The sequence below is a fragment of the Robiginitalea myxolifaciens genome, from assembly GCF_900115205.1.
GTDB classification, from domain to species: Bacteria; Bacteroidota; Bacteroidia; order Flavobacteriales; family Flavobacteriaceae; genus Robiginitalea; species Robiginitalea myxolifaciens.
Genome location: NZ_FOYQ01000001.1, coordinates 1,117,280 through 1,140,203, shown reverse-complemented (window position 1 = coordinate 1,140,203; position 22,924 = coordinate 1,117,280). Strand labels below are relative to the sequence as shown.

The 22,924-nt window shown below is 48.6% G+C and carries 24 protein-coding genes; 10 read left to right on the top strand and 14 right to left on the bottom strand.

Features of this window, described 5'->3' with window-relative positions; all coding sequences use genetic code 11:
- Positions 1–4: 4 nt before the first annotated feature.
- From hemB to BM318_RS05025, 7 genes are all read left to right on the top strand, one after another.
- Positions 5–994, top strand: coding sequence for a porphobilinogen synthase (gene hemB, locus BM318_RS05055; protein WP_092981165.1), 990 nt, complete (start codon positions 5–7; stop codon positions 992–994).
- The gene (locus BM318_RS05050) at positions 972–2,336 is read left to right on the top strand and encodes a serine hydrolase domain-containing protein (RefSeq protein ID WP_092981163.1); all 1,365 of its coding nucleotides are present in this window, start codon (positions 972–974) and stop codon (positions 2,334–2,336) included. The genes hemB and BM318_RS05050 overlap by 23 nt, the downstream gene beginning before the upstream one ends.
- A gap of 55 nt (positions 2,337–2,391) precedes the next feature.
- The gene (locus BM318_RS05045; protein ID WP_092981162.1) at positions 2,392–3,492 is read left to right on the top strand and encodes a CNNM domain-containing protein; all 1,101 of its coding nucleotides are present in this window, start codon (positions 2,392–2,394) and stop codon (positions 3,490–3,492) included.
- Positions 3,489–4,016, top strand: a complete 528-nt coding sequence (locus tag BM318_RS05040) for a methylated-DNA--[protein]-cysteine S-methyltransferase (RefSeq protein ID WP_092981161.1) — start codon at positions 3,489–3,491, stop codon at positions 4,014–4,016. Before BM318_RS05045 ends, BM318_RS05040 begins: the two co-directional genes overlap by 4 nt.
- Before the next feature lie 184 nt (positions 4,017–4,200).
- The gene (locus tag BM318_RS05035) at positions 4,201–4,917 is read left to right on the top strand and encodes a 3'-5' exonuclease (RefSeq protein ID WP_092981160.1); all 717 of its coding nucleotides are present in this window, start codon (positions 4,201–4,203) and stop codon (positions 4,915–4,917) included.
- Positions 4,918–5,006: 89 nt separating this feature from the next.
- Complete coding sequence (locus BM318_RS05030) at positions 5,007–5,486, top strand: hypothetical protein (protein ID WP_092981158.1); 480 nt, start codon at positions 5,007–5,009, stop codon at positions 5,484–5,486.
- An 82-nt stretch (positions 5,487–5,568) separates the two neighbouring features.
- Complete coding sequence (locus tag BM318_RS05025; protein WP_092981156.1) at positions 5,569–6,339, top strand: CPBP family intramembrane glutamic endopeptidase; 771 nt, start codon at positions 5,569–5,571, stop codon at positions 6,337–6,339.
- A gap of 9 nt (positions 6,340–6,348) precedes the next feature.
- Here BM318_RS05025 and BM318_RS05020 read toward each other — a convergent pair whose 3' ends face one another.
- A complete protein-coding gene (locus BM318_RS05020; protein WP_092981155.1) occupies positions 6,349–7,287 on the bottom strand; it encodes an endonuclease/exonuclease/phosphatase family protein in 939 nt (312 codons plus the stop codon).
- A gap of 122 nt (positions 7,288–7,409) precedes the next feature.
- Here BM318_RS05020 and hflX point away from each other — a divergent pair, with 122 nt between their 5' ends.
- A complete protein-coding gene (gene hflX, locus BM318_RS05015; RefSeq protein ID WP_092981154.1) occupies positions 7,410–8,633 on the top strand; it encodes a GTPase HflX in 1,224 nt (407 codons plus the stop codon).
- 270 nt (positions 8,634–8,903) lie between these two features.
- Here hflX and BM318_RS05010 read toward each other — a convergent pair whose 3' ends face one another.
- The 12 genes from BM318_RS05010 to BM318_RS04955 all read right to left on the bottom strand — a co-directional run bounded on the left by BM318_RS05010 (position 8,904) and on the right by BM318_RS04955 (position 20,101).
- On the bottom strand, positions 8,904–9,830 hold the full coding sequence (locus tag BM318_RS05010; RefSeq protein WP_092981153.1) for a DUF3078 domain-containing protein: 927 nt from the start codon (positions 9,828–9,830) through the stop codon (positions 8,904–8,906).
- Positions 9,831–9,910: 80 nt separating this feature from the next.
- Positions 9,911–10,426 (bottom strand): DUF2480 family protein, encoded by a 516-nt coding sequence (locus BM318_RS05005; protein ID WP_092981151.1) that lies wholly within the window; start codon positions 10,424–10,426, stop codon positions 9,911–9,913.
- A gap of 3 nt (positions 10,427–10,429) precedes the next feature.
- Positions 10,430–10,759: a DUF59 domain-containing protein gene (locus tag BM318_RS05000; protein ID WP_092981150.1), complete on the bottom strand. Its 330-nt coding sequence runs from the start codon at positions 10,757–10,759 to the stop codon at positions 10,430–10,432.
- Positions 10,760–10,793: 34 nt separating this feature from the next.
- Positions 10,794–11,234, bottom strand: coding sequence for a SufE family protein (locus tag BM318_RS04995; RefSeq protein ID WP_092981148.1), 441 nt, complete (start codon positions 11,232–11,234; stop codon positions 10,794–10,796).
- 49 nt (positions 11,235–11,283) lie between these two features.
- Positions 11,284–12,510 (bottom strand): aminotransferase class V-fold PLP-dependent enzyme, encoded by a 1,227-nt coding sequence (locus BM318_RS04990; protein ID WP_092981146.1) that lies wholly within the window; start codon positions 12,508–12,510, stop codon positions 11,284–11,286.
- A gap of 3 nt (positions 12,511–12,513) precedes the next feature.
- Positions 12,514–13,830: a Fe-S cluster assembly protein SufD gene (sufD, locus tag BM318_RS04985; protein ID WP_092981144.1), complete on the bottom strand. Its 1,317-nt coding sequence runs from the start codon at positions 13,828–13,830 to the stop codon at positions 12,514–12,516.
- 5 nt (positions 13,831–13,835) lie between these two features.
- Positions 13,836–14,588 (bottom strand): Fe-S cluster assembly ATPase SufC, encoded by a 753-nt coding sequence (gene sufC / locus BM318_RS04980; protein ID WP_092981142.1) that lies wholly within the window; start codon positions 14,586–14,588, stop codon positions 13,836–13,838.
- A 6-nt stretch (positions 14,589–14,594) separates the two neighbouring features.
- The gene (locus BM318_RS04975; RefSeq protein ID WP_092981140.1) at positions 14,595–15,473 is read right to left on the bottom strand and encodes an N-acyl homoserine lactonase family protein; all 879 of its coding nucleotides are present in this window, start codon (positions 15,471–15,473) and stop codon (positions 14,595–14,597) included.
- Positions 15,474–15,508: 35 nt separating this feature from the next.
- The gene (sufB, locus tag BM318_RS04970; RefSeq protein WP_092981138.1) at positions 15,509–16,954 is read right to left on the bottom strand and encodes a Fe-S cluster assembly protein SufB; all 1,446 of its coding nucleotides are present in this window, start codon (positions 16,952–16,954) and stop codon (positions 15,509–15,511) included.
- A gap of 11 nt (positions 16,955–16,965) precedes the next feature.
- A complete protein-coding gene (locus BM318_RS04965; RefSeq protein ID WP_092981136.1) occupies positions 16,966–17,295 on the bottom strand; it encodes a HesB/IscA family protein in 330 nt (109 codons plus the stop codon).
- A 122-nt stretch (positions 17,296–17,417) separates the two neighbouring features.
- Entirely contained in the window at positions 17,418–18,791 is a 1,374-nt protein-coding gene (locus tag BM318_RS04960; protein WP_092981134.1) for a hypothetical protein, read from the bottom strand.
- 23 nt (positions 18,792–18,814) lie between these two features.
- The gene (locus BM318_RS04955; RefSeq protein WP_092981131.1) at positions 18,815–20,101 is read right to left on the bottom strand and encodes a choice-of-anchor B family protein; all 1,287 of its coding nucleotides are present in this window, start codon (positions 20,099–20,101) and stop codon (positions 18,815–18,817) included.
- A gap of 56 nt (positions 20,102–20,157) precedes the next feature.
- On the opposite strand from BM318_RS04955, the gene thiL reads away from it, so the two are divergent.
- On the top strand, positions 20,158–21,225 hold the full coding sequence (gene thiL / locus BM318_RS04950; RefSeq protein ID WP_092981129.1) for a thiamine-phosphate kinase: 1,068 nt from the start codon (positions 20,158–20,160) through the stop codon (positions 21,223–21,225).
- On the opposite strand, the gene BM318_RS04945 is transcribed toward thiL, so the two are convergent.
- Entirely contained in the window at positions 21,194–21,418 is a 225-nt protein-coding gene (locus BM318_RS04945; RefSeq protein ID WP_092981128.1) for a hypothetical protein, read from the bottom strand. The two genes, thiL and BM318_RS04945, sit on opposite strands and share 32 nt — an antisense overlap.
- Positions 21,419–21,620: 202 nt before the next feature.
- On the opposite strand from BM318_RS04945, the gene brnQ reads away from it, so the two are divergent.
- The gene (gene brnQ, locus BM318_RS04940; RefSeq protein ID WP_092982077.1) at positions 21,621–22,919 is read left to right on the top strand and encodes a branched-chain amino acid transport system II carrier protein; all 1,299 of its coding nucleotides are present in this window, start codon (positions 21,621–21,623) and stop codon (positions 22,917–22,919) included.
- Positions 22,920–22,924 lie beyond the last annotated feature (5 nt).

Genomic DNA, 22,924 nt, shown 5'->3' with positions numbered 1-22,924 from the left:
GGAAATGGAGTTGAGAAAGCGAAATCGCAGATTACGAAGGACTGAGGCCATACGTTCCATGACCCGGGAAACCCACCTTTCCCCGGCAAACTTTATTGTACCCTTATTTGTAACCGAAGGCAAAGGGATCAGAGAGGAAATTCCGTCGATGCCCGGCTATTACAGGACAAGTTTGGATTATCTGGCCGCCGAAGCCAGGGAATTATGGAATATGGGGCTGCGATCGGTCCTGCTCTTCGTCAAGGTTTCCGATAGGCTCAAGGATAATGCAGGAACTGAGGCTGTTAATCCGAATGGCCTCATGCAACGGGCGGTGGCCACCATCAAGGACGCCTGTCCGGAATTATGGGTAATGACCGACGTGGCCCTGGATCCTTATTCCAGTTTTGGTCACGATGGCATTGTTCAGGGGGGTGAGATAGTAAATGACGCAACGGTTGCTGTATTGGGCGAAATGAGTGTGTCCCACGCCCGTGCCGGAGCGGATATGGTCGCTCCCAGTGACATGATGGATGGACGTGTAGCTGCCATACGGGAATCCCTGGACCGACAAGGATTTTCCAACACCGGTATCATGAGTTATAGTGCCAAATATGCCAGCGCTTTTTACGGACCTTTCCGGGATGCGTTGGATTCGGCTCCGGTAGCCGATGTTTCCGCCCCGTCCGATAAAAAGACTTACCAGATGGATCCGGCCAATCGGTTGGAGGCCCTCAAAGAGGTAAGGGCTGATATCGAAGAAGGTGCCGATATCGTCATGGTCAAGCCGGGCTTGTGTTATTTGGATATTGTTCGTGAAATTCGAAATGAGGTAGTAGTTCCGGTAGCCGTATATCAGGTTTCCGGGGAATATGCCATGCTCAAAGCTGCCGCTGCCCAGGGCTGGTTGGATCACGATGCGGTAATGATGGAACAATTACTCGCCATTCGCCGTGCAGGCGCCGACCTGATTGCTTCCTATTTCGCCAGAGATGCCATCAAATACCTGGGGTAGGGTGGTTTTCCGGATTTTCGTCATACTATTAGGTATATTCCAGGGCTTCGGCCAGGCCGATTACCTGAGTCCTGAGACCAATCCTGCCTCATTTGAAAGTGCAGTCTTACCTGACGGGAGTTTTGGAAAATACAAGCTGGATTCCCTTGATTTATACCAGAAGGTAGATTCTCTAATGTCCCTGGCCATAGGGCGTGAGGCATTTCCTGGCGCTCAGGTGCTGGTCGCCTACAAGGGCGAAAAAATCTACCACAAGACCTTTGGTTTTCATACCTATGACAGCTTATCTCCCGTTGCCAAAGGCGATCTTTATGACCTGGCTTCCGTTACTAAGATTACCGCTGGCCTGCCTGCCGTGATGAAGCTTCAGGAAGCAGGTATAATTGCGCTAGATGATCCATTAAGTGAAACCTGGAAACCCTGGCGGCGCAGTTCCGACAAAAGTGAGCTCACCTGGAGGGAGATCCTGGCCCATCAGGCGGGATTGAAACCCTATATCGTGTTCCTTAGCGATGTTAGGCACAAGCGCAAACCAGGGCTCAAAAGAAAGTTCGTCAGAACCAGCGCATCTACCCGATTCTCCTTACAGGCCTATGAAGATCGGTTCATAAACCGGCGTTTTCCCAAAAAAATGTACCGCGGGATCAACAAATCGGCCGTTTCCAGTGATAAAACGTACCGCTACTCCGGTCTGGCCTTCCTCCTGATACCCGAAATAGTGAGGCAACAGACAGGTCTGAATTTTGACACCTACCTTTTTGAAAATGTTTATGGGCCACTGGGCTTAAGCCATACCTCATTCCTACCAGAACTACGCCAGCCGGGGGCTCGAATTGTTCCCACCGAACAAGACACCCTTTACCGCAATACACTTACCCGTGGATGGGTACATGATGAGAATGCGTCGCTTCTGGGAGGTGTTTCTGCGAATGCCGGCCTGTTCAGTACGGCCGATGATTTGGCAGTAATTATGCAGTGCTTTGCGAATTATGGCCGCTACAATGGAAAGCAAATCTTCGATGCCAACCTGGTAGAAGAATATGCCCGGGTACAGTATCCGGAGAATGAGAATCGCCGGGGAGTGGGATTTGATAAGCCTTTATTGGAAAATGCTTCCCAATCATTAAATACGGCTTATCCGGCTCCACTTGCCAGTGCCAAAAGTTTCGGACATGGTGGTTTTACAGGTACTTTCGTCTGGGCCGATCCAGAAAACCAATTGGTATTTATCTTCCTCTCTAACCGGGTATATCCCGATCGCAGCCACCGGCAGCTCTACGAACTCAAGGTGCGTACCCAGTTGCATCAATGGTTCTATGAAGCATTGTTAGCTGCGCAATAATCCTCCTTAACATTACCCTGCATTTATTGTATCTTAGGAGGCAGAATACGGTTTCATGGGATTACTGATCTTCTACGCACTCATTTCAATTTTCTTTTCCTTTCTCTGTTCCATCCTCGAAGCAGTTTTGCTTTCGGTCACCCCGACTTTTATCAATGTCCGAAAGAAAGAAGGCAAGGAGTATGCGCTTATTCTGGAGAAGCTTAAGAAAGATGTAGACAAGCCCCTCATCGCTATCCTGACGCTCAATACTGTGGCGCACACCGTGGGAGCCATCCTGGTTGGTGTTCAGGCCAAAGCAGCCTATGCGGAGCTTTACGGGCAGCAAACCCGGACCATCCTGGGCTTGGAATTTACAGAAGATCTCATGGTCGGAGTGGTTTCCACCATAATGACCATCCTGATTCTGGTAGCTTCTGAGATAATTCCGAAAACCATTGGGGCGAATAACTGGAAACAACTGGCCAATATCTCGGCCCGGATACTCAATGCCATGGTATGGGTATTGCGCGTAACGGGTTTATTATGGCTCTTGCAGTTGTTCACCCGCCTGGTAGGGAAAAGTTCGCATGAAAGTGTTTTAAGCCGGGAGGATTTTAGCGCTATGGCGGAAGTTGCCGAGGAGGAAGGTGTTTTTGAGGAATCCGAATCCAAGGTTATCCGCAACTTGCTGCAATTCGATGAAATTCTAGTTAAGGATGTGATGACGCCACGCGCGGTCATGAAAATAGCCCCGGCGTCCCAGACCATCTCCGAGTTCTTTACGGAAAACCCCAAGCTTCGCTTTTCCCGTATTCCCATATTTTCGGAACGGGAAGATGCCATTACCGGGTATGTGCTTAAGGATAACGTCCTGGAAGAACTCATCGATGAGAATGGGGAACAACCCCTTTCTGAAATTAGGCGCGATATGCTGGTTACCCGCCGCGATACGCCCATCCCACAGCTTTTTGACACCCTGATCCGAAAGCGGGAACATATTGCCCTGGTAGTAGACGAATATGGCTCGGTTAGCGGACTAGTATCCATGGAAGATGTGATTGAAACCTTATTGGGCCTCGAGATTATGGACGAGAGCGATCACGTTGAGGATTTACAGTTGCTGGCCCGAAAGAAATGGGAAGACCGCGCCAAACGTTCCGGGATCATAGAATGAATACGCAAGAGCAAGAGAATGCAACCCTGATAGCCAACACCCTGTATGTCCGGACTCCTTTGGGCATGGCATGTATTCAGGGGAACCAAACGGCCATTACGAGCATTAAGCTCGTAGATGCTATTCCGGATACTTACGAAACCGACCCCTCCCCTTTAAACAAGGAATTACTATTGCGTGCAGCAGCGGAATTGAACCGATATTTTGAGGGTAGCCTTCAGGAGTTTACCTTTCCCATGCAGCCCCAGGGTACGACCTTTCAACAAAGTGTATGGGAGCGACTTCAGAAGATTCCTTTTGGGAAAAGCATGAGTTACCTGGAATTGTCTAAAGATCTGGGAGATCCCAAGGCCATTCGGGCTGTTGCCGCAGCCAACGGAAAAAACCCGATATGGATTGCCATTCCCTGCCATCGAATCATCGGCTCTGACGGCTCTTTGGTAGGGTATGCCGGAGGACTTCATCGAAAGAAATGGCTCTTGAACCATGAAAGTCCGCATCGACAAGTTGCACTCTTCGATTAATGACCGACCAGATAGTCGGTAAGTCCTGAAAAAATCTTTGAACTGCTCGCAAAAGTTGCACTTAATCGGTTTTCCAGACCGGGAATCTGAAAATTGCCAATCGATGAACGGTTTAATTAGGGCCCAAAACCGACTCGGCGGTCGGTTGCAGCTATTTTTCATATAATGCCCTTATTTTTACCCCATGCTACAGAAAATACCGCTGGATTCCATCCTTTTTCTGGATACAGAAACCGTCCCCCAAGCGCAAACATTTGATGAGCTTTCCGAGGAGGCCAGGGAGTTGTATGCATTAAAAACCCGCTTCCAGCGCAAGGATGATATTTCCGCTGAAGAGTACTACGAACGCGCAGGAATTTTGGCCGAATTCGGGAAGATCATTTGCATATCAGTTGGCTTTTTTAATCTGTCTGGATCCCAACGTCAGTTCAGGCTTCGCAGTTTTACCGGAGAAGAGAAATCACTGTTAATTCAATTCAGTGAACTTCTGGAGGATCATTTTGGTCGTCCCCGGCATTTGCTTTGCGCTCACAACGGGAAAGAATTCGACTTCCCCTACCTGGCCCGTCGAATGCTGATCCATGGCCTGCGCCTGCCTGCAAAATTGAATCTTTTTGGTAAAAAGCCCTGGGAAATCCCTCATTTGGATACTATGGAGTTGTGGAAATTCGGGGAGTTCCGGCACTACACTTCGCTGCGGCTCATGGCCCATGTGTTGGGGATTCCATCCCCCAAAGAGGACCTGGATGGAAGTCAAATCCGATCGGTATATTATGAAGATGGGGATATTGAGCGAATCCAGAAGTACTGCGAGTTGGATGTCCTGACCACTGCCCAGGTATTCCTGAGGTTACGCGGCGATGACCTCCTAGACGAAAACCAGGTAACCCGGGTTTCTTAATATTTCTGGTGTAACAGTTTCCATTCTCCTTAGTCCTTATTTGTTTATAGTAATCTTAATAATTACTGCAAACAATCTAGATATAGACTATGAGTTTAATTAAATCTGTAACTCCATTAATCCTGTTCATTTTACTTTCCTTGCCATCGGTTGAGATATCAAAACCTGAGGTACTCGTATTTGGTAATTCCATGGATGAAATCAGACGAAATCTTGAATCTCAATGCGACTCTATAATAATCCGATCAAATGAGCCCATACAGCTGCCAACCGCCAAAAAAGAGCAATCACAACTCGATTGTTATGGATTTGAATATGCCGGCAAAAAAAGGAAAGCAGAACTGATCTTCGCAGATGATCAGCTGGACATCGTATGGATTTTGACTGAGGCGGAAGAAGAGAAATTTTTCTTGGACGGATTTAAGGAATTATACGGGGAACCCACACATAAGGTAGCGGATGCCACTTTCTTCCTCGATGCCGGGACAGCAGTGAGAAACAAACCCCATGAAGTGCTTTTTATCTCGGAACGGTTAAAGCAGCCCTATAAACAATTCCTCGAACAATAAGCCGGAACACCTGACGGCATTTAAGGCGCAGCGGTAACAAAGATTTGGCTGAATCGTCATTAAAGGGTATAAAGTACCCGATATGTATCGTTATTCTGCTACCAAAGAAATCCTGACCTTCTCGGCGGTTACGATCGCGCTTTCCTCGCTTATTTGCTTTATAGCATGGAAAGCGGAAAACCCCAGCATTACCATCATGTCGGTGTTTACCCCAACCTTGACCGGGCTGGTCCTTTCAGTACGCTATAAGGGGCGGACAGGACTTCAGGAATTATTCATCAAACAAACTTTTAAGAAGTTTCCTCTAAGATGGGGGCTGGTTTCACTCCTGGGGATTCCGCTACTTGCCTCGCTGGCAATACTCACCGATCTGAAATTTGAGGTATCCGAATTTAGTTTAAGGACTACGCAACTACTTCCCCAGATTGTAATAATCGGTTTAATATCTATCGGGGAGGAATACGGATGGAGAGGATACCTGCTACCCCGATTATTCAAGAAATTCAGTGTTTTTCACTCGGGTGTTCTGGTTGGTCTCATTTGGGGTCTTTGGCATTTTCCTGCCTATCTCATAGGAACTGGTGTTCCATTGGATATGGATTTTTTGGTGTTTTTAGGTTGGGTTGTACTTGCCTCACTATTTATTAGTTGGGTTTATTATTATACTGAGAGTGTTTTCACATCAATTCTGGTACATTCCAGCGCGAATATGGCTTTTAATTACCTACACTTATTACCTGAGTTCACAGGAACGATGAGTCCATTCTGGCTTCTGCTGTTCTACCTGACGCTTGTGGTGGCCGTTGTCTATTACATGGGTAGGAAGCGATTGCTCAAGCCTCCTGCAGCCTGAGTCGCTTTTTTATCGAATATATTTCAGGGTTACCCGAACGGGGAAATGATCGGAGTAGCCGCCTAGGTAGTTTCGACCGGCATAGGTCCGGAAAGGCTTCCCCTTAAAAGGTTCCTTCCATTCCTGAAGGAATTCGGGATTCATGATATCAGCTCCGTCAAAGCGATGGGTGCCGGATTCACTATTCAGGAAGGTGTGGGAAAGAAGTATCTGATCAAAAAGCATCCATTGATCCTTGTATTTGGCTGAGCCTTGTTCCGGGCTCAGCAGCCGGCGCATCGGGTTATGCAAGTTTAAGGCTTGCTGCAGATAAACGATGCTATCCGAAAACGGGTCATCATTAAAATCACCCATCAGAATGCAATTCGGATGTTCCTCTTCCTGCCGCAGCCCCTCGATAAAGCCCTGCAGGGTTTGTGCTGCTTGCAATCGCTTTGGGGCCGTAGCGACGTCGCCATCCCGGCGGGACGGCCAGTGGTTTACAAAAACGTGAACCCGCTCTCCATTCATGTGGCCACTGACATACAGGATATCGCGGGTATAATCCCTGCGCCCGTCCTCTTCGTAAATCAGTACGGGTAGGGCCTCCTGGGAATCCGGGGAAAAGTATTCGGGATGATAACATAGGGCGGTATCTATTCCCCGCTCATCAGGGGAATCAAAATGGATGTAATCAATGGCCTTGCCCTGCAGGGGTTTGGATTTAAGCAAATCCGCAATAACCGTTTCGTTTTCTACCTCGGCCATTCCGAGCAAAACGGGAAGATCTGTAGCACTTCCTTCTCCGAGGTGGGCTATGGCTCGTCCGAGTTTAAAGAGTTTGTTTTGATAGCGCTCCTCGGTCCAGTTTTTAAAGCCATCCGGGGTAAAGTCGTCGTCGAGTAATTCCGGATGATCCTGGGTGTCGAACAGATTCTCCAAATTATAAAACCCAATGGTATACTTCATACTTACAGTGTGTTTTCGCCTGGCAGTACCGGGCTTCTCCTGGCCTCATGCACATCGTTTTCCGCGAATAGGATACGCGAAAGTTAGCTAAATCCTGTAAATTCGATACTTTCTTTAGAATTATGCTGGAACAGAAAACCAGGACTTACGAATCGGCCGTTTTAATCGGTATCATTACCCGGGAACAGCCCGAGGAAAAGGTAAATGAGTACCTGGACGAATTAGAATTTCTTACCTATACTGCCGGAGGGGAGGTTAGTAAGCGCTTTGTGCAACGCATTGAAACGCCTAACCCCAAAACCTTTATCGGCAGCGGAAAACTGGAGGAAGTTCAGCAGTATGTCAAAGCCAATGAGATTGGTTCCGTTATTTTCGACGACGAACTCAGCCCGGTGCAGCAGCGCAACATCGAAAAACAATTGCGCTGTAAAATTATTGACCGTACCGGCCTGATCCTCGACATTTTTGCCCAGCGGGCAACTACCCATTATGCCCGCACCCAGGTAGAACTAGCCCAGTACGAATATTTATTGCCACGCCTGACCGGACTTTGGACACACCTGGAGCGGCAACGTGGGGGAATTGGAATGCGAGGTCCCGGGGAAACGGAGATCGAAACCGACCGCCGGATTGTTCGTGATCGGATATCCTTGCTCAAGAAAAAGCTGGTTAAGATCGACAAGCAAATGGAAACGCAGCGCGGGAATCGGGGTTCCCTGGTTCGGGTTGCCCTGGTGGGCTATACCAATGTCGGTAAATCTACCCTGATGAACGTGCTGAGTAAAAGTGAAGTTTTTGCCGAGGACAAATTATTTGCCACCCTGGACACCACCGTACGGAAAGTAGTCCTTGGGAACTTACCTTTTCTCCTCTCCGATACGGTTGGGTTTATCCGAAAACTACCCACACAACTCGTCGAAAGCTTTAAGAGTACCCTCGATGAGGTTCGGGAGGCGGACTTACTTTTACACGTTGTCGACATTAGCCACGAAAGCTTTGAGGATCATATCGATTCAGTAAATCAAATCCTGGACGAGATAGAAAGTGCCGATAAGAAGGTAATGATGGTTTTCAACAAGATCGATAAATACAAACCCGAGGAAATTGAGGACGACGATCTCATCACCGAACGCACTTCACGACACTATTCCCTGGCCGAATGGGAGAAGACCTGGATGCGCCGGATGGGAGGAAAAGCCATGTTCATTTCCGCCCTGGAGAAGGAAAATCTGGAGGAGTTCCGCAGGCGGCTTTACCAGGAAGTTCGGGAAATCCACGTAACCCGCTTTCCCTATAACAATTTCCTGTATCCGGAGAATCTGGATGCCTATAGTGGGGGGAGCTAGTACCCTTTTGTCTTCGCACTGCCGGGCATTCATCGATAAAATACTTCGCTTGGTCGGAAGAACCACAACTATCGCAAAATTGACAACAAATTTTCAGGAGTTCTAAGCCTCATCCCCTATCTTTACCTTGTGTTTAAGTGATAGTGTTTATTTACCAACTTCACCCGGTTATTCCAAACCAAGTAACCAGATGTGATGACAAGCCCCAACAAAAAGCCCTGACAAACGTCAGGGCTTTTTTTATTGTATTTATTTGAGCTCCGACGGAGTTTAGAACTTATAGCTCAACCCAAGGGTCCAGTAAGTTTGCAGGTCATTATCGACATTTTCGAAGGTGGCGTCAGTAATTTCCAGGGTATTGATCGCATAATTAAGCGCTTCTTGTTTGTTGCTGCGCAACCCGAAGTCAAATCCTACCCCGATCATTTTCCAAAGCGTATAGCTGAAGGAGTTGATCCAGGTCCAGTTGCTCAGATCACTACTTTCGTAGCTGGAGAATGCCGACAGGTTAGATTTGAAAGCAATGGCCCCGATTTGTCGGGTATAGTCTGCTACGATCTTTGCACCCAGGGAAGATTGGAAAATATCCCCATCATCGGCAAAGACAAAGTTGTAGTTCAACGGATGAATAACCACCACGAGATTCTCCACAGGCGTCCAGGTACCCCCGACCCCTAAATCCAGGTAGCCAGGATTGTTGAAATTATTCAAAAGGGTGGTTCGGTATTCCCCGAGGGCAGAAATCGCAAACTTTTCGCTCAGTTTTCGTCCGTAAAGGGAACTAATATTGAAAACATCAACCGCTTCCCGGAAACCATCCTCGTCGGTGGGGTCGTCCTGATCGTCTAGTTTAACCCAGCTCAGGTTGACATTCCCAGAATTTCTCCAAAAGAATTTTTCCTGTTGCAGATTGGCAAAGGCGTTTACCGTAAACCCGATATTTCCTGAGGAGTTATTCGGAATTCCCTGTGCATACCAATTGTTGAAATTGGAAATGCTCCCTCCGATCACTCCAAAAGCACCAATTTTCCAGCCCGGAAGGGCATCGATTTGGGCCTGGATGGCATCGGCACGTCCCTGAATGGCGGAAATGGAATCTTTTTTCTCAGCCAGGGCTGCTTTCAGTTCTTCCTCGCTCTGGGCATAGGTAAAGCTGACGCTTGCCATAAGCAGACAAGCCATAAGTAGTCTTTTCATAGTCGTAAGTGTTAGTGTTATGAACATCAAATTTACAGAATGTGGATAAATCTGTACGTTATTAACAGGAAATCTTCCTGTTATCCACGACGATTTTTAAGGAGGGGAACGGAGGAACATGCCTCACCATATTGAATGGATCGCGCCTGGTCACGAATCTTTTCCAGGGCCATCAGGTAGGCGGTAGGGGGAACGGGGACCTTGCTGCATCCCTTAATTATAACGGGTTTGCCCTGAAAGGATTCTGCGGGAATCTGAGCGATGGCTTCTTGAAAAACAACGGTTTCCAGCAGCTGAGAGGTTCCAACAACAACCTTTTTTGCAACTGCACCCAGGTAAGTTGCTAACAATAAATAAGCCCAGGCGGGGATGATTGCCTCAGTACTGCAGTAGAGATGGACGTAATTATCAGTATATCGGGACCAGTCCTCAGCGGCCAAAGCTGCCCGGAAGTTTTTTTCCCGCAGCAATAAGCCCTCTTCCAACCACTGGCTGATATCCACTCCGGTCCGGGGTCCCTTAGGATATATTTCCTCCAGGTCCAGCGTTACCAGAGCGCTTTGAGCTACCCGATTTACAATTGGTTGTTCTGACATGACTTACAGCAGTCCGAGTTCCAGTTTGGCTTCTTCACTCATCAATTCCTGAGTCCAGGGAGGATCAAAGGTTATTTCGACCTCGGCGTCGGCTACCATATCCAGGGATTTGACTTTTTCCTCTACTTCGAGCGGAAGACTTTCGGCTACCGGACAATTCGGGGAGGTCAGGGTCATTAAAATCTTGACTTCCCGGTCTTCATTGACAAGGACGTCATAGATCAGCCCCAATTCGTAGATATCTACAGGGATCTCGGGATCGTATATGGTTTTCAGGACACGAACGATTTTTTCGCCGAGTTCCTGGGTGTCTATTTCAATATTTGCTTCCATACTATCTGTACGTTTCTAAGGATTTGGGATCTTTTTACGCCCCTGATTCGGCCTGAGCCTGGTAGGCAACTGCGTACAATTTAAGCTGTTTGATCATACTGACCAGTCCATTGGCACGGGTTGGTGAGAGGTGTTCTTTTAGGCCTATCTCGTCGATAAAGTCTGTTTCTGCTTCCAGGATTTCGGAAGGTTTGTGGTTGCTGAAGGCCCGGATCAGGATAGCGATTATCCCTTTGGTAATAATGGCTTCACTATCGGCAGTAAAGACCAGTTTATCCTCGTCGAGATGGGCATGAACCCAAACCTTACTCTGACACCCTTTGATCAGGTGGTCATCCGTTTTAAATTCCGGGGCGATCTGCGGCAGGGATTTACCCAATTCGATCATGTATTCGTAACGCTGCATCCAATCATCGAAGAGTGCAAACTCGTCTACAATTTCCTCCTGAATTTCCTGAATTCCTCTGTTTTCCATTAGCGCAAAAATACGATAAGATCGAGTGGGATAAAAATAGCTCTCCAGCCTAACTCAGCATTTGTCGTGCCTTGTCGATACCGGCTGTCAGGCGGTCTACTTCCTCCTGGGTGTTGTAAAAGCAAAAACTCGCACGTACAGTACCCGGAATTTTGTAGAAGTCCATAATAGGCTGTGCGCAGTGGTGACCTGTGCGAACGGCAATGCCCATTTGGTCCAGCAGGGTTCCTACATCATAAGGATGGATACCTTCCAGATTAAATGAAATTACCGAAGTCTTTTCCGGCGCCTCTCCATAAATCTTCAAACCTGGAATCGCCAGCAACTTCTCCGTGGCGTATTGCAGCAATTCCTCCTCGTATTCCTGAATAGCCTGCATGCCAATACCATGCAGGTAATCCAGCGCTGCCCCAAAGGCTATCCCACCACATATATTTGGCGTACCTGCTTCAAATTTATGGGGAAGCCCGGCATAGGTGGTTTCTTCGAAGCTCACCGTAGCGATCATTTCTCCCCCTCCCTGGTAAGGTGGTAATTTTTCTAACCAGTCCTTTTTTCCATAAAGCACGCCGACCCCTGTAGGACCACACATTTTATGGGCGGAAACGGTATAAAAATCTACATCCAGAGCCTGAAAGTCCGCTACGATATGAGGCGCAGCCTGAGCCCCGTCTACGAGTACAGCAGCGCCAACAGCGTGAGCAGTTTCAATAATGGCTTCGATAGGGTTTATCGTGCCCAGGGCATTGGAGACGTGGTTGACAAAAACCAGTTTGGTTTGTGGACCAACATTGCTTTTGAAAACGTCCAATTCCAGTTCCCCATTTTCATTCATAGGAATCACCCGAAGTTTGGCCCCGCTGCGTTCGCAAAGCATTTGCCAGGGGACAATATTGGAATGGTGTTCCAGGGCAGAAACCCAGATTTCATCCCCAGGACTTAAAAATGTAGTAAATCCCTGGGCTACCAGGTTTATGGCATGGGTAGTACCCGAAGTAAATATGATTTCTTCAGGATGGGCTGCATTGAAATGCCCCTGTATTTTTCGCCGGGCCTGTTCATAGGCGTCGGTCGCTTCCTGGGACAGACTATGGACCCCGCGGTGTATGTTGGCATTATACCGGGAATAATAATCGGTTATCGCATCGATAACCTGCTGCGGGGTTTGAGAAGTCGCAGCGTTATCCAGGTATACCAGGGGTTGCCCGTTTACCTTGCGATGTAGAATCGGAAAATCCTTGCGGATTTGTTCAATATCCAGCAACACTTCCTTCATTGACTACAGGGCGAATCCAACGTTTACTCCTAATTTTTTGGCGATCAATTTGTTGATTCGGGCCTTGAGTTCCGGGATGCGAACACTCTCCAACACGTTGTTGGCAAAGGCGTACATCATCAGGGCTGAGGCTTCCTTCTGAGGGATCCCGCGACTGCGCAGGTAAAACAAAGCTTCCTGGTCGAGCTGACCAATTGTACAACCGTGCGAACAGCGCACATCATCTGCGAAGATTTCCAGTTGCGGCTTGGTATTTACATTGGCCTTGTCGCTGATCAACAAATTGTTGTTCTGTTGGAAGGCATTGGTTTTCTGCGCAATCTTATCCACGATGATTTTCCCGTTGAAAACCCCGGTGGATTGTTGTCCAAAAATCCCCTTATAGTCCTGGTGGCTCTCGCAATGCGGTTGCTGGTGGTGAACCAGGGTGTGGTGATCCACATGTTGTTTTTCACCGAGTATGGTTACCCCTTTCAGTACCGAATTGATTCCAGAACCATCCTGGAAGAAATTCAGGTTGTTCCGCGTGAGTTTCCCCCCGAAAGAGAAGGTATGAACGCTAACCTGGCTGCTATCTTTTTGATCAATATAGGTATTGTCTATCAGGGATGCCCCTTCGCGATCGTTCTGCACCTTATAGTAATCTACCTGTGCGTTTTTGCCTGCAAAAATCTCAGTAACTGCATTGGTCAGGACCGCATTCGAAGAAAGGCTCTGATGTCTTTCGATAACCTGCAACTCCGCATTGTCTTCGGCAATGATCAGGTTTCGGGGTTGCAGCATTAACGCAGCTTCGCTTCCCGTAGACAGGTGGAGGATTTCCACAGGTTTGCGGGGCGCTTTGTTCTTGGGGATATAGATATAGGCACCTTCCCGGGTAAAGGCCGTGTTCAGGCTGGTGAGGGAATCCTCGGCCTTGGCAATCTTGTTGAAATAAACATCGATTATTGGCTTGTACATGGGCTTGGTCAGCGCTGCGCTCATCAGGCAGATATCCACCCCGTCGTGCGTGGTTTCCGAAAGGTATGAGCTGTATATCCCATCGATAAAGACGATTTTATAGGTGTCTATTTCGTGCAGGAAGTATGGCTTCACCTCCCGGTATTCCAGACTATTGTCTTCTTTTGGAAAGAGGGTAAAGTCCGTCTTTTGCAAACTGGCCAGAGAGGTATACTTCCAGGCCTCGAGTTTGCGGTGCGGGAAGCCGAGTTGCTCAAAATTCTTGATGGCCTCGGAACGGATGTCGTGCACCGGGTGTTCCAGGTCGAGCTGATTTTCAAACGCCATAAAGGAGGCGAGCAATTTTTCTTTCAGGTCCATAGTCTCTACAGTACTGCTTCTTGCTTGATCCAGTCGTATCCTTTCTCTTCCAGTTCGAGAGCGAGTTCTTTGGTGCCGGACTTAACGATCTTACCATCGTGAATTACATGGACAAAATCCGGTACGATATAATCCAAAAGACGCTGGTAGTGGGTAATGACCACGAAAGCGTTGGATTCGCTGCGGAGCTTATTGACACCATTGGCTACCACACGCAGTGCATCGATGTCCAGCCCGGAATCTGTTTCGTCCAGAATGGCGAGTTTGGGCTCCAGCATGGCCATTTGGAAGATTTCATTCCGCTTTTTCTCTCCCCCTGAAAAACCTTCGTTCAATGAGCGGGAAAGGAATTTGCGATCGATCTCCAAAAGCTGTGATTTTTCGCGGATCAGTTTGAGCATCTGGTTCGCGGGCATTTCTTTCTGACCCTGAGCCTTCCGTGTCTCATTGATAGAAGTCTTCATGAAATTGGTCACGGATACCCCGGGAATCTCGACTGGGTACTGGAAAGACAGGAAGATCCCTTTGTGAGCGCGCTCCTCAGGGGCTAACTCGTCCAGTTCCTCCCCCTCGAAGACGATGCTGCCGCGAGTCACTTCAAAATCTTCTTTACCGGCGATTACAGAGGCCAGTGTACTTTTTCCGGAACCATTGGGTCCCATGATGGCATGTACCTCTCCGGGTTTTACTTCGAGGTTGATCCCCTTGAGGATTTTCTTGCTCTCTACGCCTGCATGCAGGTTTTTAATCTTTAACATCTGTACTTATTTTAAGAAATCAGGTGCCTGGGGCAGTTTGTTGAAATCGTCTTTACTGTGTTGCAGGTATACGGTAGCGCCGGTTGAATCGGCAAAAGCCTCGAAGGCTGCCATACTCGCCAACGTCTGCTCCACATCGGTATTAAATTTTGGAATGCGTTTGTTGTCCCGGTTGGCCTGTAAATGATACAGGTCACCACTTAGTAAAACGGGTCCGTGGTCCTGAAGGTTCAGGTAAAGAACTGAATGCCCCGGGGTGTGGCCGGGCATCGATTTAATGACTACAGAGCCATCTCCGAAAACATCGTAGTCCCCGTTTAGCTTTTGCACTTTTTCAATGTCATTTACGGCATTGTACATGTCGGGTTGTGTCGTCTCCATTTCCGGGTTGCGAATGAAGTCGAACTCTGCCGTTTGAACCAGCCAGGTCGCTTGCGGCAGGGCTTCTGCATGGCCGCTGTGATCAAAATGGGTGTGGGAGAGTGACAGAAAATCGATATCCTCCGGGCTCATCCCGATTGACTTTAGCTGGTTTACCATAGAATCGGGCCGGCTTACGGTAAAGGCGCCATCCGGGGAAGTGTAAGGCTCGGGAAGACCGACTAAAGCTTCGGCTAATCCGGCATCCCACATCAGGGTGCCTTCCGGGTGGACAATGACGTAATAGGCATCGGCGAATGTAGCCGTTTGCCCGCGGTAAACGCTGTCCTGGGCAAAAAACTCAAGGTTATTTACCTGAACGGTTCCCCCATCAAGGGCGTAGAGTTTTACCTCCGGACCGCTCATTTCGGCTGCTGCTTGGTCTGCTTCATTTTTTGGAGCCTCCTTGCAAGAGGTAAAGACCAACGTCAGGGCCGATAACAGGAATGTAATTTTTTTGATCATCGCAGTGTTTCTAGGTGCGTTTCAGGAATCCGGGCTTAACCTACAGATCCTTCCAGGCTGATTTCTAATAATTTCTGTGCCTCCACCGCAAATTCCATAGGAAGTTTATTCAGTACTTCCTTGCTGAAACCGTTTACGATAAGCGCAATGGCTTTTTCGGTATCGATCCCGCGCTGGTTGCAATAGAAAATCTGATCCTCCCCGATTTTACTGGTCGTGGCCTCGTGCTCAATTTGAGCCGTGCTGTTCCCGGCTTCGATATATGGGAAGGTATGGGCCCCACAGCGGTTACCCATTAGCAGGGAATCGCACTGGGAGAAATTCCGCGCATTCTTGGCTCGTCGCCCTACCTGTACCAATCCGCGGTAGGAGTTTTGGGATTGCCCGGCCGAAATCCCTTTGGAGATAATCGTGCTGCGGGTGTTGTTACCCAGGTGGATCATCTTGGTACCCGTATCGGCCTGTTGGAAATTATTGGTAACGGCTATCGAGTAGAACTCTCCGATAGAATTGTCGCCCTTAAGTACACAGGAAGGGTATTTCCAGGTCACCGCTGAACCGGTTTCCACCTGCGTCCACGAAATCTTCGCATTGCGTTCACAGAGCCCCCTTTTGGTTACAAAGTTGAAGACCCCGCCTTTACCTTCCTTATCTCCAGGGAACCAGTTTTGAACCGTAGAGTATTTGATTTCGGCATTGTCCAGCGCAATCAGTTCTACTACTGCGGCATGCAATTGGTTTTCGTCCCGGGAGGGAGCGGTACATCCCTCGAGGTAACTCACGTAACTGCCCTCATCGGCAATAACCAGGGTTCGCTCAAATTGTCCTGTTCCCGCCTGATTGATTCGGAAATAGGTGGAAAGTTCCATTGGACAACGAACACCTTTCGGAATGTAACAGAACGATCCATCGGAGAAAACGGCAGAGTTCAATGCCGCGTAGAAGTTGTCCCGTTGCGGAACAACGCTGCCGATATACTTGCGAACCAATTCCGGATGTTCCTGTATGGCTTCAGAAATGGAACAGAAAATAATCCCTTTCTCCGCCAGTGTTTTCTTAAAGGTTGTGGCTACAGATACAGAATCCATTACCACGTCGACGGCCACCCCGGCGAGCTTTTTCTGCTCTTCGAGTGATATCCCAAGTTTTTCAAAAGTCTCGAGCAACTCAGGGTCTACTTCGTCCAGACTTTCGTATTTGGGTTTTTTATTCGGAGCGGAGTAATAGGAAATATCCTGAAAGTCCGGTTTCTTGTAGTTGACGTTTGCCCACTCCGGCTCCTCCATTTCCTGCCAAAGGCGGAACGACTCCAGGCGCCATTCGGTCATCCATTGGGGTTCCTCCTTTTTGCGGGAGATTGCGATTACGATCTCCTCACTTAAACCTTTGGGGAAGGTTTCGGAATCAATGTCCGTGTAAAAGCCGTAGGCATATTCTTTGCTTTCCAGCTCCTTTTTTAATTCTTCCTCAGTATAGGCCATATCTTAACTTGTTATAGGGAAAAACTTTCCCCGCAACCGCATGTGCGTTGTGCGTTCGGGTTATTAAAAACAAATCCTTTACCATTCAGACCGCCGGAATATTCCAGGGTTGTGCCTACCAGATACAGGAAGCTTTTTTTATCCACAATGATTCTGACGGCGTTGTCCTCAAAGACCTTATCGGCTTCATCGAGGTCACGGTCAAATTTCAATTCGTATGAGAGGCCACTACAACCCCCGCTCTTTACACCAACCCGAACGTAATCGGACTGGGCATCAAAGCCTTCTTCGCGCATCAGAGCGACGACTTTTTCCTTGGCGGATTCTGAAACTTTGATCATTTTAAAATGGAATTATTCTAAATAGTTCACAAATATACGGCAAGAGGCCGGTATTTCGGCAAATCCTAACATTATTATAACGTATCGGGACATTGGGGAATTCTATGGCAGAACCCCAGCGTTTATCGGACCTTTAACAGAATGAGGTCTGTTGCTCCCCGGGAGGGTAGTTCAGGGGTGCCTGGTGCAGCCAATTCTCCGACGATATAAACACTCCCATCTGCCCCTTCCACCGCATCAAAAGCCTGGTCAATTCCTGTGCTCCCAAAGGATCTTTCCCATAGCACATCGCCCTGGGCATCGATCTTGATGAAGAGCATATCGTTTTCTCCGGAATTGGAAAAGCCCCCGGTAGTACTTCGACTATTTCCGCTGATCAGGTAACCGCCATCAGAAAGGGGGGCAATTCCTTCTGCGGTGTCAAAAACTTCCCCGCCATAACTGCGCTCCCATTCCAACTGCCCCTGAGCGCTGAGTTTTACCAGCCAGATATCTGATTCGCCCAGGGCTTCGGTCCGATCCCCATCGGGGCTAAAAGAATTTCCAACCACCAGGAACCCGCCATCAGCGGTAGGGGTTATGTCAGAAGCAATGTCAATGCCGCTACCTCCCAGGCTGCGTTCCCAAACCATGGCACCGTCCTCGGCCAGGCGAATAACCCAAAAATCGTAACTCCCTCTGGCTGCGCTGATGTCGAAATCGTCGCTTTCTGAAAAACCCGCGAGCACAAATCCTCCATCGCGTGCAGGAGCCAGGGCATGCGCCCGATCATTGTTTGATCCACCGAAGTAAAATTGCCAGTCGAGGCTCCCATCGGCAAATAATTTGGTACACCAGAATTCACCGACTCCGTGTTGGCTGCTGGCATTTCCTTTCGCAGAGAGCCCTTCAAAGCCGTCTACGCGGGCTGCACTTAAATCCATAAAGCCCGCAAAAAGGAAGCCGTCGTCCTCCGTTTGCAGCAAGTCATAGCTATGATCGTGCCCGGAAAATCCGAAACTGCGTTCCCACAAAATGTTTCCGCCACCGTCGAGCCGGACCACCCAATTATCGTGAAAACCATTGTTTGCCGAACCATCTCCATCGTCGCTCATGGCATACCCACTAACAGCATAGCCTCCATCTCGCGTCTGAATCACGGCCTGTCCGCGGTCGTCCTTACTGCCGCCCAGGGTGCGCTGCCATTGCATTTGGCCCTCAGCATCGAGTTTAAGCAGCCAATAATCATTTACAGCAGTAGTTTTCCCGGCCAGATCGCCGTCTGTACTTTCGGTGAACCCCAGGATAGCCACGCCACCATCCATGGTGGCAATTATTGATCTCGGGCTTTCTGCTCCACTTCCCCCGAAACTACGTGTCCATTCGATGGTGCCACTGGCTGCCACCGGATCGGGGTTTTGAGGCAGGTCGTCCTGATCATCGCTGCAGGAAACCAGCAACAAAACCAAAACAAAAGGGATCAAAGACGCTCTAGACAATTTCTTGAATATTTTCATGATGCAATTTTTTTAATCGAACGCTAGGATGAAGGGCGTACCACGAAGAAGCCGTTGTTGATGTCATTGATCAGTATAACACCGCTGGGCAAATACGGATAGACACTCCAAACACCTACAAAACTTGTCGCTTGTGATTGGGGGTAGGAATCAAAAAATCCGGTTTCTGTGATATTGCCGTTGCCGATATCACTGATATCGATAACCCGCAGCCCGGCAGAATAGTTGGCCAGATAAAATGAATTACCCAGGACATATCCGTTGTGGTCTATGGCTGTAGTAGGCCCGCTGTATTCAAAATCAAAAACCGGCGAATCCAGGTCCGTAAAATCAAAGATTATGGTTCGGGAGAGCACGCCAAAATTTAATTCGTCTGTCTCATCCCCCAGCAGAAAATACCGTTGGTCTTCAGTGAACCATCCCTGGTGGGTGTACCCGATTTGTGGATAGGTCAGTTGTGAAATGAATTGGGGTTGATCCTTGTCGGTAACATCGACGATTACCACGCGGTCCTCATTGGACCCAATAAAGATTTCACGTCCGGTATAGTCGGAATCCGGGCCGTTGTAAGTGACTACCTGGGCGTCGTGGGTATAGCCACTGTTCCCATATCCTCCAGCTGGAGAAGGATTACCCGGATCGCTGAGGTCGATAAAAGTAGCCCCTCCGTTAAAAGGTGCATCAGGGCCGGTCCCTACGGCATAAGCAAAACCGGTTTCTTCGTTTATTACAATATTATGAGCGTTTCCAAAGCCCCTGAAAATCGAAGTTGCCGAAAAGGTCGCCGGAACGGTTGCCGGGTTTCGCAATTGGGTAAGGTCAAAAACCTGCATGCCATGCCCGTTGGCCTCTGAGACAATATAGGCGTGGTTGGAATAGACCTTAATATCCCGCCAGGTACTGTTGGAAGTCGCCGTGGGAAGGGTGCCCAAAACCAAAGGATCTTCCGGATCTTCCAGGGAAATAAAAACGGTGCCGGTATTCAGGCCTACTATAGCGTATTCGATGCCCGTATCCGGATCGACCCAGCCCCAGATATCATTACCCCGATTCCCGCCAAGGGCTGCAAGGTCGAGTCTGGATACCAAATCATAACCAGAGCAGGGATAAGCACCCGCCATTCCATTTTCACAGGGAATAGCACCGATGTCCACACCTCCAGGAGGTGGATTTCCACCAGGATTCCCCGTTCCGGGATTTGGATTCGGGTTTGGATTCGGAGAAGCACCGTCATCACTCGAGCAAGAAATGGCGAGGGCAAAAACGAACAAAAGATATATTAGCTGTGAAAGCGACCTTGAAGAATTCATAAGCAGGTTTTAAAGTAAAGATAGGGATTACAGGCATTTGATAGTACTTTTGCGCCATGTTTGAATCTAAAGATCCACAAAAGACTTCCCTGGAGAGCCTCGGTGAATTTGGCCTAATCCAGCACCTGACCCAGGCCTTTGAAATCAAAAAGCCTTCCACCCTTTTAGGCATTGGGGACGATGCCGCCCTGATGAATTTTGGCGGGGAGGATGTAGCCCTTACCACCGACATGTTGGTCGAAGGGGTGCATTTTGATCTGGGGTATACCCCGTTAAAACACCTCGGTTACAAGGCCGTTGTGGTAAATCTCAGCGATATCTATGCGATGAATATGGAGCCCACCCAGCTAACGGTGTCCCTTGCAGTTTCCAATCGCTTTGGGTTGGAGGCGTTGGAAGAACTCTATGCCGGAATCTATCATGCGGCGGAGCACTACGGGGTAGATGTGGTCGGGGGGGATACGACTTCGTCTACCAGTGGGTTGGTGATCTCCATCACGGCAATTGGAATAGCCGGAGCTATCGAAGCTGTAAAAAGGAGTGGTGCCCGACCTAATGACTTATTGGTGGTTAGCGGGGATTTAGGGGCTGCCTATCTGGGATTGCAAATTTTGCGACGGGAGCAGGAAGTATTCAAGGTAAATCCACAGCACCAACCCGATTTGGAACCGTATAGTTATTTGGTAGAACGGCAACTGAAACCAGAAGCCCGAAAAGATATAGTTGGCCTGCTAGCCGAACTCGGGGTAAAACCCACTGCAATGATCGATATCAGTGATGGACTTTCCTCTGAAATCCTGCATCTGTGCACGGCTTCCCGGGTGGGATGTTCGCTCTACGAGGAAAAAATTCCGCTGGACCCAACAATGATAGGAGCTGCTGAAGAATTTAATATGGAAGTAAGTACGGTGGCTTTAAGCGGGGGCGAAGACTATGAACTTTTATTCACGATTTCCCCTGATGATTATCCAAAGATCAAAGGGAACCCGAATTTAACGGTAATAGGGCATATGACAGACGAGGCTTCGGGGGCACAGCTTATAACCCGTACCTCTCAAAGTATGCCATTAACGGCAAGGGGATGGAATTCGTTCAGGCAACCTGCTGGGGGGCAGAACGATTGAGCTTCTTCCTGTTGATAAACTCCAGCGTTTCGTTGATTTCCTTTAATTGCGGCGTTAACAGGGAAAGGTTTCCACTAACATCTGTGGTTACTTGTTTTCCACAGTGAACGCAGCTGTATTCTTTGATATGAGAGGTCACTTTCTTGGTTACGGAGAAGTGGTGGCCGAAGAGGGTGCAGAAGTATTTCTTCATGGCGCAGAGATTAGGTTATGTGGTATCCAGACGAGCCCTTGGATCGGAGATTTGGGAATCACTTCTTGAGGGGCGAATTTCACGAATAGGCACTTTTCTTTTAACGGTCTAAAGTCCCAACGTGCGGGCTGCGGAATTATTGGGTATATCCGCAGTTATTTTACTTTTTTTCGACATCTTACCGCTTTCTTACAAACTTTTTATGAAAAAACGTGCCATTTGGGTGCTGGGGATGGCGCTTTTCTCCCTCTTTTTCGGAGCGGGGAATTTGGTGCTTCCGCCCATGTTGGGATTTCGGTCCGGTGAGCTTTGGTGGCTGGTTTGTCTTGGGTTTTGCCTCTCTGCTGTGCTGATCCCCATGCTCGGTATTCTGGCCCATGCCCGATTGCAGGGCGGGATGTTTGATTTTACCCTGAAAACCCATCCGCTCTTTGGCTTGGCTTACTGTTATTTGGTCTACGCCATATCTGTTGCCCTGCCTGCTCCCCGTACCGCATCGGTTACGCATGAAATGGCTGTGGCTCCGTTTATTGAAATACCTCCCCTGCTAACCAGCTTGATTTATTTTGCGCTGGTATACCTGTTTGTCCACAATCGCTCCCGCTTGAGTAAATGGATTGGGCAATGGCTAACCCCCATCATTCTCCTGGTTTTACTCGCGCTGATTATTAGTCTGTTGTTACCCCTGGGAGACTTAAGCACAACCAATCTAATGCCCCATCCTTTTACGGAAGGTATTCTGGAAGGCTACCAAACCTTTGATGCCATTGGAGCCGTTGTGGTTGGTGGGGTAATTCTGATCTCATTGAAATTGGAAGCGCCTGACCTGGAACGCAGACAGCGCTTCTGGATTCTCATCAAAGCAGGGGCCTTTGCCGGGCTTGCTCTGGCATTGCTCTATGGGGGTTTGATGGTTTCGGGGGCAAGTGTCACCGGGGAATTCGGTACGGATATCAGCAGAACCGGTTTACTTTCGGGAATGAGTTCGATTGCCCTGGGTACTTACGGAGGGATATTCCTAAGCCTGCTCATTAGCCTGGCCTGTTTTACCACCGCGGTCGGGATTGTCACGGGCACGGCAGACTTCGTAAGCTCGCGCTATGGCAATTCACGAAAAGTCTATCGTGTAACCGCTGTAGTTGGGTGTATTTTGGGGGTTATTATGGGACAGCTTCCCGTGGATGTAATCATTCAGGTTGCCTTGCCAGCCCTGATGCTGATCTATCCGCTCACCATTGTCCTGATCCTCTTGAATGCCCTGCCTAAAGGCTGGAGCCCACCTCTGGTATTTCGAATAGTGGTAGCGACCGTGCTTATTTTTAGTGTACCGGATTTTCTGCAAAGTATTGGATTATTCGAGGATTCGGGCGGTTCAGGCATTGGCGATATCGTTAAACGTTTGCCCCTGCAGGAATTCCGTATGGGATGGGTTTTACCGGCCTTAGCGGTCTATGCCCTTTCCATGCTTTGGGTTGTAGCCCGAAACCGTAAATTTGCCTAATAAAG